The sequence below is a fragment of the Vibrio tubiashii ATCC 19109 genome, assembly GCF_000772105.1.
In the GTDB taxonomy this organism is placed as follows: Bacteria; Pseudomonadota; Gammaproteobacteria; order Enterobacterales; family Vibrionaceae; genus Vibrio; species Vibrio tubiashii.
Genome location: NZ_CP009355.1, coordinates 311,005 through 325,676, shown reverse-complemented (window position 1 = coordinate 325,676; position 14,672 = coordinate 311,005). Strand labels below are relative to the sequence as shown.

14 protein-coding genes are annotated in these 14,672 nt (G+C 46.1%); 9 read left to right on the top strand and 5 right to left on the bottom strand.

The window, feature by feature from the left end; genetic code table 11:
- Positions 1–11: 11 nt before the first annotated feature.
- Both IX91_RS16635 and IX91_RS16630 read right to left on the bottom strand, forming a co-directional pair.
- Complete coding sequence (locus IX91_RS16635) at positions 12–1,484, bottom strand: diguanylate cyclase domain-containing protein (protein WP_004746146.1); 1,473 nt, start codon at positions 1,482–1,484, stop codon at positions 12–14.
- Between the two features lie 5 nt (positions 1,485–1,489).
- Positions 1,490–2,023 carry a hypothetical protein gene (locus IX91_RS16630; protein ID WP_004746147.1) on the bottom strand — a complete coding sequence of 178 codons (534 nt, stop codon included), beginning with the start codon at positions 2,021–2,023 and terminating at the stop codon, positions 1,490–1,492.
- Between the two features lie 354 nt (positions 2,024–2,377).
- On the opposite strand from IX91_RS16630, the gene IX91_RS16625 reads away from it, so the two are divergent.
- From IX91_RS16625 to IX91_RS16590, 8 genes are all read left to right on the top strand, one after another.
- Positions 2,378–3,049, top strand: coding sequence for a GntR family transcriptional regulator (locus tag IX91_RS16625; RefSeq protein WP_004746148.1), 672 nt, complete (start codon positions 2,378–2,380; stop codon positions 3,047–3,049).
- Between the two features lie 14 nt (positions 3,050–3,063).
- A complete protein-coding gene (locus IX91_RS16620) occupies positions 3,064–3,828 on the top strand; it encodes a hypothetical protein (RefSeq protein ID WP_004746149.1) in 765 nt (254 codons plus the stop codon).
- Positions 3,829–4,105: 277 nt separating this feature from the next.
- Positions 4,106–5,716: a peptide ABC transporter substrate-binding protein gene (locus IX91_RS16615; RefSeq protein WP_004746150.1), complete on the top strand. Its 1,611-nt coding sequence runs from the start codon at positions 4,106–4,108 to the stop codon at positions 5,714–5,716.
- Positions 5,717–5,775: 59 nt separating this feature from the next.
- The gene (oppB, locus tag IX91_RS16610) at positions 5,776–6,696 is read left to right on the top strand and encodes an oligopeptide ABC transporter permease OppB (RefSeq protein ID WP_004746151.1); all 921 of its coding nucleotides are present in this window, start codon (positions 5,776–5,778) and stop codon (positions 6,694–6,696) included.
- A gap of 10 nt (positions 6,697–6,706) precedes the next feature.
- Positions 6,707–7,636 carry an ABC transporter permease subunit gene (locus IX91_RS16605; protein WP_004749109.1) on the top strand — a complete coding sequence of 310 codons (930 nt, stop codon included), beginning with the start codon at positions 6,707–6,709 and terminating at the stop codon, positions 7,634–7,636.
- A gap of 9 nt (positions 7,637–7,645) precedes the next feature.
- Positions 7,646–8,635 (top strand): ABC transporter ATP-binding protein, encoded by a 990-nt coding sequence (locus IX91_RS16600; RefSeq protein ID WP_004743954.1) that lies wholly within the window; start codon positions 7,646–7,648, stop codon positions 8,633–8,635.
- Positions 8,636–8,643: 8 nt separating this feature from the next.
- The gene (locus IX91_RS16595) at positions 8,644–9,642 is read left to right on the top strand and encodes an ABC transporter ATP-binding protein (RefSeq protein ID WP_004743953.1); all 999 of its coding nucleotides are present in this window, start codon (positions 8,644–8,646) and stop codon (positions 9,640–9,642) included.
- On the top strand, positions 9,639–11,426 hold the full coding sequence (locus IX91_RS16590; RefSeq protein ID WP_004749107.1) for an aminopeptidase P family protein: 1,788 nt from the start codon (positions 9,639–9,641) through the stop codon (positions 11,424–11,426). Before IX91_RS16595 ends, IX91_RS16590 begins: the two co-directional genes overlap by 4 nt.
- Before the next feature lie 68 nt (positions 11,427–11,494).
- Here IX91_RS16590 and IX91_RS16585 read toward each other — a convergent pair whose 3' ends face one another.
- The 3 genes from IX91_RS16585 to IX91_RS16575 form a co-directional block, all read right to left on the bottom strand.
- Entirely contained in the window at positions 11,495–11,908 is a 414-nt protein-coding gene (locus IX91_RS16585) for a VF530 family protein (protein WP_004743668.1), read from the bottom strand.
- 154 nt (positions 11,909–12,062) lie between these two features.
- Complete coding sequence (gene map / locus IX91_RS16580) at positions 12,063–12,845, bottom strand: type I methionyl aminopeptidase (protein WP_004743667.1); 783 nt, start codon at positions 12,843–12,845, stop codon at positions 12,063–12,065.
- Positions 12,835–13,062 (bottom strand): ParD-like family protein, encoded by a 228-nt coding sequence (locus IX91_RS16575; RefSeq protein WP_004743666.1) that lies wholly within the window; start codon positions 13,060–13,062, stop codon positions 12,835–12,837. The genes map and IX91_RS16575 overlap by 11 nt, the downstream gene beginning before the upstream one ends.
- Before the next feature lie 303 nt (positions 13,063–13,365).
- Between IX91_RS16575 and IX91_RS16570 the strand changes: the two genes are divergently transcribed.
- Positions 13,366–14,652 (top strand): nucleoside permease, encoded by a 1,287-nt coding sequence (locus IX91_RS16570; protein WP_004743665.1) that lies wholly within the window; start codon positions 13,366–13,368, stop codon positions 14,650–14,652.
- Positions 14,653–14,672 lie beyond the last annotated feature (20 nt).

Below are 14,672 nucleotides of genomic sequence, written 5' to 3'. Positions count from 1 at the left end.
AAAAGGAAGGCTTATTCAATGATCAAAGCCTGGCTATACATCACCATATTTCGGCCAGCTTCTTTACCCAAATAGAGTTGCTCATCCGCTTTGACAATAGCGCGTTGGATACATTGGTCTGATTGCTCCACGGTGACATCGTGCAACCCTGAAGATATCGGAACAGCTCCAATAGACACAGTGACAACGTCATGCGGGGAATTCTTGCAGTGCTCAATATTGAGCTCTTGAACGGCGGTTCTTAGTGCGTTGACCCTTTCTTTTAGCTGCGTTTCCACTTTGCTCGAAAGAATGAATACAAACTCCTCTCCACCTAGACGACAACCTAACTCTTGTGGCTCAAGTAAACCGTTCATTGCATTCGCCACATCAGTGAGGACATTGTCCCCTTCCGTGTGACCGTAAGAGTCGTTAAACAGTTTAAAGTTGTCGATATCACACATGACGAAATAGACAAACTCTCCCTGATGCAATGCTTGCTGTACCGTTTTCGCGGCATGTTTCTGATATTTAAAGCGAGAGCCAATACCGGTTAGCGGATCGGTTTCTGTTTGATTATGTAAAATCCGCAGTTGGTTTTTAATCTTGGTGATCAAGCTCGAGTAAGAGCGCGCCAAATCACCAATCTCATCCGCTCTTTTTATCTCTGGAATTTTAGATTGATCAATCTTTTCAATATCTTGCTTCATAGACAGTGCTAAAGCTTTGACCGGGCTGACCAACCAAAAAGTCACTAAATAAATCAGTAGGAATGAGATAACTAACGCAACCAATGCCTCGTACAATACGCGAACAAGCAGTTCCTTTTGGATCTGCTCGAGCGATGTGGCATCGACAACCGCTTTAAAGTAGCCGCCATTGTTATTGCGTAATTTAACCTGAACATGAAGTAGCCCCGCTTCTTCATCGAGGTAATAACCAGAGTCGTATAGATTCTCAGGTATAGTCGGAATTGGCAGTGAGCGTAGCTCAAGGTTCTCATTGATAACCGAAAGATCAACCTTTAGCTTATTAATCAATCGATTAAGTTTCTTAATATGTACTGCGTTGGTGGCTGGTGTTGCGGCTAATTTGTTCTCAAGCTTAACTAATTTGTTAGCCAGTATTTGAGCTTCTTCTTCCGTGACATCCAACCGCCACCCTTTGCTTTTGGCTATCGAGTATCTCACCTTAACGGTTTGCTTTAGGTAGTCACTGGTTCCCGAGACTTCGGCAAACTTTAAGTTCGGTATCGCTTTGAGGTTATCTAACGTCGACTGCATGAGCAGATTGGCATAATTTCTTCCGGCTACAGAGCCAGAAAAGAAGGTATTATAAGCCGCGAGATGACTGGCAGACATATCCGCTAGGTACTCAACTTTTGTTGACCAGTCATTTTGATAGCGGCTGTAAGACATACCAAAGATGATGGACAAAACTAAAACCAGATGCGAAACAAACAGCATCTGGTTGATTGTCATCCAGCCAAATAAACGGTCACTCAACAGCGTTACTCTTTGCTATCCATATAGGTCGCGAGCACAGGCTCAGTACAGGTACCATTGATACAGATATCTTTGTAAGTGGTGTGGCAGCTAGCGCAAAAGCTAGGTTCTAAAGAAGGGTGCATCGAACTAATGTCCTTGCCTTTGCGATTGTAGCTTCCATAAATCGCCAACCCTTCTATATGTTCCGTTACCCAGATAATCCCGTCTACTTCTGAAACCGCAACGACTGTTGGGCCATCGGTATAAGGTCCATGAGTTTTGTATTGCTCTAACTTACTTGGGTTAACTCGAATCGTGAGAGGTGATCCTCTTCCTTCATTGATCCACGCGTACGCACGAACTGACTCTTGAATAAACAGAGAGGTATCTGGCGGTAAAACGGTATCAGCAGGAAGGTTCATCGACTCTTTCACAACCGGCCAATCTTCCCACCCTTCTGGGTAACTTGCATCTGAATCCGCGTAGGCAAAACCAATAGATGCGATTAAAGACACTGCACACAACAAAGCCACTTTTAGGCGTTTGACAACTTCCATATCATTCCTTTGAATTTATACTTATTATTTTCTGTTTCTGCGCTTTAAGAAACACTGCTCAAGCCTTGAGCAATCAGGGCCTAGGCGCATATTATGAAACTAAAGTTTATACATCAGTTGAATATAGTAATGATATCGATATTAAGTGCAAATTGAATTCTGCGTATTTAGAACTTAAATGAAACAATAACAGCACAACTTAGAGCAATGGTTCGTTTTAGCTCGTTTGCATGTACTCACCAACTATTGACCAATCCCCCAAAAAGCAGCTGTTTTTGAGTTGTAAAGTCGCATTACGCCAATCAAATGGTATATTGAATACAAAATAGTAATAGAGAAACACCGGAGACTTGGATGTCGCAACAACCTGTTTTTAAGACTCGAACCCAATTAGTGGAAGAAGCAATCCGCAGCAAGATTTTAAAAGGCGAGTTAAAAACTGGGCAGCCATTACGTCAAGATGCGTTGGCAAAAGAGTTTAATGTCAGTCGAATTCCCGTACGTGAAGCCTTAATGCAGCTTGAGGCGCAAGGGTTAGTGAGCTTCGAAGCCCATAAAGGTGCGACGGTAACCGAGCTTTCACCAGATAAGATTGATGAGCTGTTTGAACTGCGCGCAGTGGTTGAATGCCACATCTTAGAGCGTGCGATTCAAAATATGACAGATGAAGACCTGGCGCGTGCCAATGAGATTCGCGAACGCTTCGATGATGTTGTGAGCCGCGGGGACGAAGTCGAAGAGTGGAGCAATTACAACTATGAGCTTCACAAGGCGCTTTACGCTCCGGCTAACATGCCTGAGACTATGGATGTAATTTACAACCTCAACACCAAGTGTGACCGCTACATTCGCATGCAGCTCCTTTTCACCGAAGGAACGGCAAAGGCAGATAAAGAGCATCAGGCGCTACTGGAAATGTGCCAAAACCGCGATATTGACGGCGCTAAGTACATGCTGAAAAAGCATATTCTTGAGGCTGGTGCTGCCATTCGCGACTTACTGCTTGAGCGTAATAACCATCAATAGAGTGAGTAAAAGCCATGCATCTAGGCCCAGAGTTCTTACTGGCGGCAATTCGCCAGAAAATTAAAGACGAAGGTTTGTGTTACAGCGAATTGTCCGAGAAAACGGGGATCCCGTTGTCAACGATTAAGCGCCAGCTACACAATCCATCGCTGGGCTTAGATAAAATCTTGCTCTACACCACGCATCTTAATACTGATTTACAAGGCATATCAGATATCGCGATTCAAATTCAACGCGATAACGAACAGTTTTTATCCGACGAACAAAACGCCTTGTTTGTTGAACACCCTTACCTGCTCGACTTCATCTACCTAGTGACTTCTTGCAATAAAACCCCAGAGGAAATCGCTGAGGAGTACCAGTTGTCTGATACCAGCGTACGTTTTTACCTTAGTATTGCAGAAGTATTGGACTACATAGAAAATCTCGGAGATAAGATTTTTTATCGTTCTGGACGCCGCTTTATCATGGAAGAAGGCACTGCGCTTGATACCTTGTTCAAAAAACGCTTTGAACAAGTGTCTATGGCGGATGAAACCCTCTCACAAGTCTGCCACGCTCGCGTTCGATTAACCGCAGAGCAACGGCTGCAACTAGAAAAAGAAGTCGATCAGAAAATCGGTGAGATGCATGCCGCCAACAGCGCCAATGGAACGGGCGAGTTGACGAATGTCTTGCTGCGAAACATTCCCGGACAACAGATTTTCTTCTCTGACGGCATTCCTGAAATTGATGGAAAGCTGCTTAAAGAAGTCTCTTCCCGCTTCCGTCGCCAGTAACCCTCTCTTCCTGAGAGCTTACTGTGATCAAAGCGAAGTAATTGTCACATCAATAGCTTGTTTTTTACCCAGTCTCAGATTCTAAGACTGCCGGTCTCTCTTTTTGCCACCTTGTTACAAACATGTTAATTAATGTTGTTTGATTATTTTATACAATATACATTTCTCTTATCCCTTTGGTGAAACATCAAGCTTACTCTTGTGCCGTTTTTCGAGTAGGCCTCCCCCAAAAAGTGACGCCAAAGGGCCACTCCGATAAGGACATAACGAGGAAGCTATGAAAGCCAAAAAACTGATCGCACTAAGTACCATCGCTGCTGCGCTACTGACTAGCAACGCGATAGCTAAACCCTTTCCTGTTGGGACACAGCTCGCAGATAAACAAGAGATTGTGTTAAACAACGGAGCAGAAGTCACCTCTATTGACCCTGCAAAACAAGCGGCAGAGCCTGCATTTAATCTAGGACGAGACCTGTTTGAAGGTCTTACAATCCAAGATAAACAAGGCAAAACCATTCCAGGTATCGCAGAGAGTTGGCAGGCTAATGATAACAACACTGTCTATACCTTTAAGCTGCGTGAGTCTCAATGGTCAAATGGCGAGCCTTTGACTGCGCACGATTTCGTTTATAGCTGGAAACGCTTAATCAATCCCGAGACCGCTTCTCCGTACGCATGGTTTGCTGCGATTCCGGGCATAAAAAACTCAAACAAGATTATGAAGGGTGAAGCATCGGCAGATACCTTAGGTGTGCGTGCCGTTGACGACTATACCTTTGAGGTAACGTTAGAAAAGCCTGTTCCTTTTTTCATCAAACTGCTTAGCCATCCTGTACTCGCCCCTGTTCATCAGGCAACGGTAGAAAAGCATGGCAACGCTTGGACACAGCCCGAAAACATCGTGACCAACGGCGCGTTCACCGTTTCAAGTTGGAAAGTCAATGAGAAGATGGTGATGGCGAAAAACGCTCACTACTGGGACGCAGATAATGTCGTACTAGAGAAAATTACTTGGTTACCGATTGGTGATGCTAACGTCGCACTAAACCGCTACCTTGCAGGGGAAATTGATCAAGCACTCTCAATTCCAGCGGCGCAGAAAAACAAACTCCTTAAGAAATACCCAGAACAAGTCGCTGATACCAGTGCCTCTTTAGGATCGACTTTCTACTACTTGAACACACAAAAAGGGCCAACCAAAGATTTACGCGTTCGTCAGGCTTTATCATTTGCGATTGACCGTAACATCATTACCAAAGCGATTGCTAAGAATGGCGGCATCCCTATGTTCACTTTGGTGCCACCGCAAACCGATGGTTTTAAAACTCATACGCCAACCTTCGCAACTTGGGATCAAGCTAAGCGAGATTCTCAAGCTAAAGCACTGCTTGCAGATGCGGGGTACAGTAAGAGCAATCCACTTAAGCTGACCTTCACTGTCCCTACCTTCTCGAAAGATGTGAAAATGGCGACCGCAATGGCTGGTATGTGGAAGAGCAAACTGGGTGCACAAATCGAAATCAAACAGCTAGAGCCTAAAGTCTTTTACGCACTTAAAGATCCGGGCAACATCAGCCGTGGTGGTTGGACTGCCGACTACAATGAAGCATCCACTTGGTTAGATATCTTTGTCTCAACCGGCGAGTACAACGACTCAAAATACAACAACCCAGAGTATGATCGTTTGATGGCTGACTCTAAGAGCCTAAGTGACCCTTCCGCTGAATATATTGCTGCAGAGAAGCTTCTTATCGAAGACATGGCGATCATTCCGATGTATCGCAATGGCAATGACCAATACCTGATCAAAGAGTATGTCGGTGGATTCGAGCGCACCAACCCTGAGTCGTCATACTACCGCAAGAATGTTTACGTAAAGGCCCACTAATTGGGACGGTTTGCCCGCACCTCGTAGGTTGCGGGCTTTTTTGAACGAAAGGATGCGTCATGTTGCTGTATATTCTCCGTCGCTTGCTTATCGCAGTGCCCACATTACTGTTTATCGCCTTGGTTTCTTTTTGGCTTATGCATATTGCCCCGGGCGGCCCATTTGATATGGAAAGGCCGATGCCAGAAGTGGTACGCGCTAATATTGAAGCTAAGTTTCACCTTAATGAACCTTTTATTGTTCAGTTTTTTATCTACATTGGGAACTTCATTCAGGGCGACCTTGGCCCTAGCTTCGTTTATCAAGACTTTAGTGTCACCGAACTTGTTGCGCAATCATGGCCTGTTTCAGCTGTGTTGGGCGTAATTTCTTTTTGTATTTCCGTCCCACTAGGCATGGTTCTAGGCACCGTAGCCGCGCTCAATCGCAATGGAAAACTCGACTACTTACTTATGTCGCTTTCAATGACAGGTGTCGTGATTCCTGCGTTTGTCTTGGCGCCTGTGCTTGTGACTATTTTCTCCATCCATTTAGGCTGGCTACCCGCAGGCGGATGGGAAGGCGGCCAAGCTTCGTTTTTGATCTTGCCCGTACTTAGTTTAGCGATTGGCTCTGTGGCAAGTATCGCTAGGGTCATGCGCGGCGCAATGATTGAGACGCTCAACCAACCTTATATACGCACAGCAAAAGCAAAGGGGCTGTCCACCAGCTACATCCTGTTTCATCACGCTCTTCGCCCTTCACTCATACCGATTGTCGCGATGCTCGGCCCGAGCTTTGTTGCCGTTGTCACTGGCTCGGTGATCATCGATATCTTCTTTAGTACCGGAGGTATGGGGCAACACTTCGTCTCTGGAGCACTCAACCGAGATTACGGCTTAGTCATGGGCATAACCCTGATTGTCGCCTCTCTTACCATCTTGTTTAACTTGGTGGTCGACATTCTCTACACCGTCATCGACCCGCGCATTCGTGTTTAGGAGGTAACCAATGTTAACCAAACGTATTGACGCCAAGGAACTAGCAGATCAAGTAAGCTCTCAAGTTGAAGCGGTTGAAGGGCGTAGCTTATGGCAAGACGCTTGGACTCGCTTTCGTAAGAACCGTGCTGCAATGACATCCATTTATGTGCTGATGTTTATCGTCTTGTGTATCACGTTCGGCCCACAGCTTGCTGCCTTCGGTCACGATGAAATTGATTGGAACGTGGTTGCTGACCCTTATGAATTGGGTAAACCTTCGCTCAGTTCGGGGCACTACTTTGGTACCGATGACTTAGGCCAAGATATTTTCGCCCGCACCATGCAGGGAGGTAGGCTCTCGATCATGGTTGGCTTTATGGGCGCACTGGTCGCGGTGGTGATTGGAACCGCTTGGGGAGCCTTATCTGGTTACCTCGGGGGGATCGTTGATAGCACTATGATGCGCATTATCGAGGTGCTCGACTCCGTCCCATTTATGTTCCTGGTCATCCTGTTCGTTACCCTATTTGGCAATAATATCTACCTGATCTTTGTTGTGATCGGCATGGTCTCTTGGCTCGGCATTGCTAGGGTCGTACGCGGCGTCACATTCAGTATCAAGAAAAGGGAGTTTATCGAAGCAGCCCATTCTATCGGGGTGTCTCGATTGACCATAGTGCGCCGTCACGTGTTACCCAATGTACTGGGCATTGTGATGGTTTACTCCTCACTCATGGTACCCGGGTTCATTATGTTTGAGTCCTTCTTAAGCTTTTTGGGGCTGGGCGTTCAACCACCCGATACCAGTTGGGGCATCTTAATCGCTGAGGGTGCGAAAACAATAGATGTCGCCCTTTGGCAATTGGTGTTCCCTGCAATATTCCTTGTTGCCACCTTGTTCTGTTTTAACTTTATCGGTGATGGTCTGCGTGACGCACTCGATCCAAAAGATCGCTAAGGAGTAGTGATGAGTATTCTCTCGATTAACCAGATGAATGTGCGCTTCCAAACCCCTGATGGTTTAGTGCAAGCGGTCAGTGATTTGTCCTATAGCATAAACAAGGGCGAAACCTTGGGCATTGTCGGCGAGTCCGGCTCGGGCAAAAGCCAATCGGTTTTTGCTCTGATGGGCTTAACTGCTGACAACGGTTTGGTCAGCGGTGAAGCCAATTTCCACGGTGAAAACCTACTTTCGATGTCAAAGAGCCAACTCAATCATATTCGTGCAGAAAAGATTGGCATGATCTTCCAAGATCCGATGACCTCACTTAACCCGTTTATGAAAATTGGTAAGCAACTAGCCGAAGTTTTGATGATTCACAAAGGTATGTCACGCAAAGAAGCCGATAAAGAAGCCATTGCGATGCTTGATGCGGTAAGGATTCCATCAGCGGCCACAAGGATGGCGCAGTATCCGCATGAAATGTCCGGCGGCATGCGCCAGCGAGTGATGATTGCAATGGCATTGCTGTGCAAACCTGAACTACTGATCGCGGATGAACCGACCACCGCATTGGATGTCACGGTACAAGCGCAAATTTTGACTCTATTGCGTGAGCTGCAAGCTGAATTCAACACCGCTATCCTGCTTATTACCCATGATATGGGCGTGGTCGCGGAAATGTGTGATCGAGTTTTGGTCATGTATGGCGGGCGCAAAATGGAAGAAGCAGATACGGAGTCAATTTTTTCGACTCCTTCTCACCCGTACACACAAGGTCTTCTCAAAGCGATACCTTCAATCAGTGAAGATATGGATCGCCTGCCTACCATTCCCGGCAATCCCCCTAGTGCACTGATTCACAACAAAGGCTGCCCTTTTAAAGAACGTTGTAACGAGTACCGGGCGGAGTGCAGTGCGCAAATGCCGCCATTTAGAGCACTCTCTACGAGCCAAGGGCTAGCTTGCCATGTCAATGCCCCCGCTTCCATCACATCCATTGCGCGTTCAGCTTAGGAGGTAACATGAACCAACCAGAAGTTTTACTTTCAGCGCGTGATCTAAAAGTTCACTTCGCAATCAATAAGCACATATTGCCAAGTAAACGCAAAGTGGTGAAAGCCGTCGATGGTATCGACTTAGAAGTGTTCCGCGGAGAAACTTTAGGCATTGTCGGTGAGTCTGGGTGCGGAAAATCAACCCTAGCACGAGCACTGCTTCGCCTGATAGAACCGACAGGTGGCGAGCTCTCATGGAAGGTGCAAGATATGCGTGGGTTTGGTAAACAAGAGCTAGCGAAAAAACGTCGTGAGTTTCAAATGGTGTTTCAAGATCCTTCTGCCTGTTTGAATCCTCGTCTGACGATCTCCGAATGTATCGCTGAACCCTTGCTTACTCATGAACCCCATTTAAGCCGCCAAGAGGTAGAAAGTCGCGTTATCGCGATGATGGACAAAGTGGGCTTACTTGCGAGCCAGCGAAATCGCTATCCGCACGAGTTCTCGGGCGGTCAATGTCAACGCGTGGGCATCGCGCGTGCTCTGATCCTCAAACCCGACTTAGTGGTGTGCGATGAACCTGTCAGCGCCCTTGATGTATCGATACAAGCGCAGGTGATTAATCTTCTTGATGACTTAAAACAAGAGATGGGCTTAACACTGCTCATGATCGCCCACGACTTAAGTGTAGTAAGACACATCAGCGATCGTGTCATGGTGATGTATTTAGGTAAACCGATGGAAGTTGGGCGCTACGATAAAGTTTTCGATGACGCCCAACACCCATACACTAAGGCCTTACTATCTGCAGTTCCTATCGCTCACCCAACACTCGCTCGCAATCGTGATATTCAACTACTGCCTGGCGATCTTCCTTCGCCCCTTAACCCACCAAGTGGATGTGTATTTCGCACTCGTTGCCCAAGTGCCACTAATTTGTGTGGTCAACAAAAACCGACTCGAAGTGGTCTGCCAGACCACCACATTTTCTGTACTCATACTTTGCTAGGAAGCCAACCATTATGACTTTAACCACTGTTCCACAAAGACTTAACGCTTTACGCGACGGGATGCAAAAACATAATTTTGATGCTTATATCGTCACCAATAATGACCCACATGCCAGTGAATACTCCGCCGATTATTGGTTGGCACGACAATGGATATCCGGCTTTACTGGATCTGCTGGCGATGTGGTGGTGACCAAAGATGGCGGTGGGCTTTGGACAGATGGACGCTACTACATTCAAGGTGCAGAGCAAATCGAAGGCTCTGGTTTATCGCTATTTAAAGGGCGCTTAGCCGAGACGCCAACAATTGCGCAATGGTTAGCTCAAACCTTGCCAGAAAACGCAACGGTAGGTGTTGATGGTCGCAGTATCAGCAAACAGTTTTTTGATGAGCTTACTAGCGCATTCGAAGACAAATCGATTCGAGTGGTACTAGAGCACGATCTTATTTCCCCCATTTGGCATGATCGACCATCGCGACCGACAGCGCCTGTTTTTAACCATCCAATAGAGGTAGCAGGGCTAACATGTGGCGAAAAAGTCGCTCAGATTCGTCAATACCTCAATGATGAGAAAGCCGATGCACTATTGATTTCAACGCTAGACGACGTGATGTGGACGCTTAACATTCGTGGAGGCGATACCGCCTATTGCCCGATATCTGAGGGCTACCTACTTGTCGATAAGCAAAGTTGTCGTTTGTTTATTGATAACCGAAAGCTCACTCAACAAGTTGTCGCCGCACTAGAAGAATCTCAGGTTCATATCCATGATTACGAACACCTTAGCACAGCGTTAAACCTTACCGAAAAAGGCGCTAGGGTCATTTATACCGCTAAAAACTGTGACAGCCTGTTAGCAAGCCAGATTAAATCGGAGCTATGTCTACTTGACCGCCCATGCCCTGTCACGCTAATGAAAGCCCAAAAGAATTCAACCGAACTTGCCAGTATGGAAGAGACCTTACGCCAAGATGGCGTCGCAGTAGTGAAATTCATGCAATGGCTAGATGAACAAGTACCCAGTGGCAAAGTCACCGAGTTAAATGCCGAACAACAGTTAATGGGCTACCGCAAGCAGATTGATGGCTATTTAGGCGAGAGCTTTAGAACCATCGCAGGGTTTGCTGAGCATGGCGCTAAGATGCACTACGCGGCAAACGAAACGAGCTGCTACCAAGTCGATGAGAGCCATTTCTTCCTTGTCGATTCGGGTGGGCAATATCCAGGTGGTACAACAGACATCACTCGCACCTTCCACTTTGGCAGCCCTTCAGCACAAGAAAGAAAGGACTACACCTTAGTGCTAAAGGCTGTCATACGCCTAACACAAACTCGCTTTATGAAAGGCTCGACTGGAGCCAATCTCGATATCATGGCGCGCGGCGTGTTGTGGCAACATGGCATCGACTATAAATGTGGTACGGGCCATGGTGTCGGCGTATGTTTGAATGTTCATGAAGGGCCGCAAAACTTTTCGCAAAATCCTGCCGAAGTCGCCCTTAGGCCGGGTATGGTGATAACTAATGAACCCGGCGTTTACCGCGAAGGTGTGCATGGAGTACGGATTGAAAACATCATGAAAGTGGTCGAGTTAGAAGAAAACGAATTTGGCACTTTCTATGGCTTTGAGACCATAACCCTCGCGCCAATCGCGACCAAGATGATTAATAAATCGATGCTGGATAGCAGTGAGGTTGAATGGCTCAATGACTACCATCAGCAATGTTGGAGCAAGCTCTCACCAGACCTCGATGAGCAAGGAAAAGCTTGGTTAGAGAAAGCGACGCAGGCGATCTAACCTCATGCCGTCACTCTGCCAGATACGCCATGATGTATCTGGCAGAATCAATAGGTTTTGTTGAAGCGTTATTTTCGTGAGCGACCGCCACGCGACGAACGCGCTTTATGCGCCGAGGCTGCCTTTGCTTGTGAATTCAAGATTGATTCAACGGTCAGTTCCATCGGCTCTTTTGGTTTAAGGCCATGTGGGAAAGTACGAGCGCGTGGAGGTAGATCATATTCTTCACTAGATGCTCTAGGCATACGCTTAAAACGGTACAGATAAAAGTTTTCTACTTTCTCTCTCGCCCAGTCGGTCTTCTTTAAGTATTTGACACTACTAGCAATCGAAGGGTTGGTATGGAAGCAGTTGAAGCGCATTGCAGTATCTAAAATATCCCAACCATAAAAGTCTACTAACTCTTGTAGTAAAGTCTCTAGTTTCAGGCCGTGTAGAGGGTTATTTTGTTGTAGTTCAATTCTTTCTTCATCGGTCATCATATTGAGATCCTAGGTGTCTTACTAATTGCGGCGAGTTAAATAGCCCGTGTTGCGCATACCCTGCTGAGTAGATGTCCAAATAGTAAGGACAAAGACAGCAACACTTGGTGGCGCGGATTCTAACAGAGTTAACATCCCTTCCCTATCATTATTGTCAACTAGGCAATCTTTCTTCTTCTCGTAACGTCAGCACTTCATATCCACTACTGGTCACCAACACAGTATGCTCTGATTGAGCAGACAGCTTTTTGTCTCGGGTTATCACCGTCCAGCCATCTTTCTTAGTCTTGGTTTTCTCGGTACCTTGGTTAACCATAGGCTCAATGGTAAACACCATGCCTTCTTTTAACAGCAAACCGGTATCGCGAATACCATAATGAAGAACTTGCGGCTCTTCATGCATTTCTCGACCAATGCCGTGACCACAGTACTCTCTTACTATGCTGTAGCCGTAAGTCTCTACATAGCTTTGAATGGCATGGCCAATATCACCAAGACGCGCTCCTGGCTTGACTTGCTTGATCCCCTGCCACATCGCTTCATAAGTAACTTTCACTAACTTTCGCGCCAGTGGGTTTGCATCAGGCATCACATACATTTTGCTTGAGTCAGTGATAAAGCCACCTTTCTCTAGCGTAATATCCAAATTGATAATGTCAGTACTTTTTAGGATTTGGCTAGCTTTAGGCACACCATGACAAACCACTTCATTCAACGAAGTATTGAGTACGTACTGGTAATCATACTGCCCTTTGCTGGCTGGTCTCGCCTGTAGCTCATTGACAATAAAATCTTCAACTCGGTTATTAATGTCCATAGTTGAAACACCCGGCTTCACGCAGTCATCCAGCATTTGAAACACCTTAGCCAACAACTTGCCGGAGGTGCGCATTAATTCAATCTCGCTTTCTGACTTGATCGCTACATTACTGTTCATTAGCAACGCCTTCTGTCGCAGAAACATTGGTCACTGACACTTCTGCCGATTTCATTAAATCTGCCACCAAGTCATTGAAAGAGAGCTGAGGATGCAGCTCAGCAAGCATACCAATCTTGATCCAGAACTCTGCCTGCGAGTTGATCGAGCGCGCCATCACAGAGCTCGCTTTTCTGAGCTCTTCATGCAACTCGTCTGAAATCTTAACAATACCCATAAAATACACTTTATATATAAAACGTATATTTATTGTATATGCTACGTTTAAAGGATCAAGTGCTTTTCGGGTCCTCTTTATCTCGCCTTGTCTCACAACAGCTTTCAGCGAGTCTAACGCTTTGCTTAATCAAGCTTTCTGCATTTCAGCACTCATTCGTCATCTCTGGAGATCACTGCTTTAATTATAAAAGTCAGTTACTGACAATTTTATTCAGATCACAAAAGCATCACCTTGGTATTGTATTGGTATTATATTTTAAAATACCATCAATGCGTACCCTACAGTACCTAAGGACATAAAATGAAATCTACTAACATCAAACTATCATTCATGATGTTCATTGAATGGTTTATATGGGGCGCTTGGTTCGTCCCCTTATGGCAAATTCTAAATACTAACGGATTTACTCCTACGGAAATTGCCTGGTCTTATGCGTGTACTGCGATTGCCGCTATTTTGTCGCCGATCCTTGTTGGCTCAATTACTGATCGCTTTTTCCCCGCGCAGAAAGTACTTTCCGTGATGCTTTTAGCGGGTGCAGGACTGATGTACCTAGCAGCACAACAAACTGAGTTCTCTACCTTTTTCCCGCTGCTACTCGGTTACTCACTCACTTACATGCCGACCATCGCACTGACCAACAGCATCGCTTTCTCAAACGTTGATGACGTTGAACGCGACTTCCCACGCATCCGTGTAATGGGCACGATTGGGTGGATTGCGTCTGGTATCGCTATCGGCTTCTTACCATCGTGGTTAGGCTATGGTGATATCTCGTCAAGCAATATCCCACTGATCATCACGGCTCTAAGCTCTGCATTACTTGGCGTATTTGCTTTAACACTACCTAACACACCACCAAAAAGTACTGGCAAGCTGAATCTAAAAGTTATGCTTGGTCTTGATGCCATGGTGCTTCTAAAAGATCGTAACTTCCTTGCTTTCTTTGTTTGCTCTTTCATGTTTAGCATGCCTTTGGCTTTCTACTACATCTTCGCGAATGGTTTCTTAACTGAAGTTGGTATGAGCAACGCCACGGGTTGGATGACGCTAGGCCAGTTCTCTGAAATCTTCTTCATGCTCGCATTGCCTTTCTTCACCAAGCGATTTGGTATTAAAAAGGTACTATTACTTGGTCTCTTTACTGCGGCAATTCGCTACGGATTCTTTGTCTACGGCAGTGCAGAAGCTTGGTACCTATACTCACTGCTATTTTTGGGCATTCTACTGCATGGGGTTAGTTACGACTTCTACTTCGTTACGGCGTACATTTATGTCGATAAGAAAGCGCCAGCGCATATGCGAACAGCCGCTCAAGGCCTTATCACCCTTGGCTGTCAAGGTATAGGCAGCTTGCTAGGCTACCGTCTCGGGGGAGTATTGATGGAAAAAATGTTCGCTTATGACACGCCACAAGACGGATTGACCTTTAACTGGGCGGGCATGTGGGGATTCGGTGGCCTGATGATCGCCGTCATCCTAGTCATCTTCATGTATTTCTTCCGTGAACCAAACGGTGAGATCAAACCGATTAAGATTGACTCACAAAGCGATGAATCCAATACCCAACAAAAAGCACAAGCTTAATTAATTTCCTGCTCAGACAT

What these genes read in the sequence shown, in the direction of transcription:
- IX91_RS16630 (WP_004746147.1), bottom strand. Translation starts at nt 2,023, where the DNA reads ATGGAAGTTGTCAAACGCCTAAAAGTGGCTTTGTTGTGTGCAGTGTCT.
- IX91_RS16600 (WP_004743954.1), top strand. Translation starts at nt 7,646, where the DNA reads ATGAGTATTCTCTCGATTAACCAGATGAATGTGCGCTTCCAAACCCCT.
- IX91_RS16615 (WP_004746150.1), top strand. Translation starts at nt 4,106, where the DNA reads ATGAAAGCCAAAAAACTGATCGCACTAAGTACCATCGCTGCTGCGCTA.
- IX91_RS16625 (WP_004746148.1), top strand. Translation starts at nt 2,378, where the DNA reads ATGTCGCAACAACCTGTTTTTAAGACTCGAACCCAATTAGTGGAAGAA.
- IX91_RS16570 (WP_004743665.1), top strand. Translation starts at nt 13,366, where the DNA reads ATGAAATCTACTAACATCAAACTATCATTCATGATGTTCATTGAATGG.
- IX91_RS16585 (WP_004743668.1), bottom strand. Translation starts at nt 11,908, where the DNA reads ATGATGACCGATGAAGAAAGAATTGAACTACAACAAAATAACCCTCTA.
- IX91_RS16595 (WP_004743953.1), top strand. Translation starts at nt 8,644, where the DNA reads ATGAACCAACCAGAAGTTTTACTTTCAGCGCGTGATCTAAAAGTTCAC.
- oppB (WP_004746151.1), top strand. Translation starts at nt 5,776, where the DNA reads ATGTTGCTGTATATTCTCCGTCGCTTGCTTATCGCAGTGCCCACATTA.
- IX91_RS16575 (WP_004743666.1), bottom strand. Translation starts at nt 13,062, where the DNA reads ATGGGTATTGTTAAGATTTCAGACGAGTTGCATGAAGAGCTCAGAAAA.
- IX91_RS16590 (WP_004749107.1), top strand. Translation starts at nt 9,639, where the DNA reads ATGACTTTAACCACTGTTCCACAAAGACTTAACGCTTTACGCGACGGG.
- IX91_RS16620 (WP_004746149.1), top strand. Translation starts at nt 3,064, where the DNA reads ATGCATCTAGGCCCAGAGTTCTTACTGGCGGCAATTCGCCAGAAAATT.
- IX91_RS16605 (WP_004749109.1), top strand. Translation starts at nt 6,707, where the DNA reads ATGTTAACCAAACGTATTGACGCCAAGGAACTAGCAGATCAAGTAAGC.
- map (WP_004743667.1), bottom strand. Translation starts at nt 12,845, where the DNA reads ATGAACAGTAATGTAGCGATCAAGTCAGAAAGCGAGATTGAATTAATG.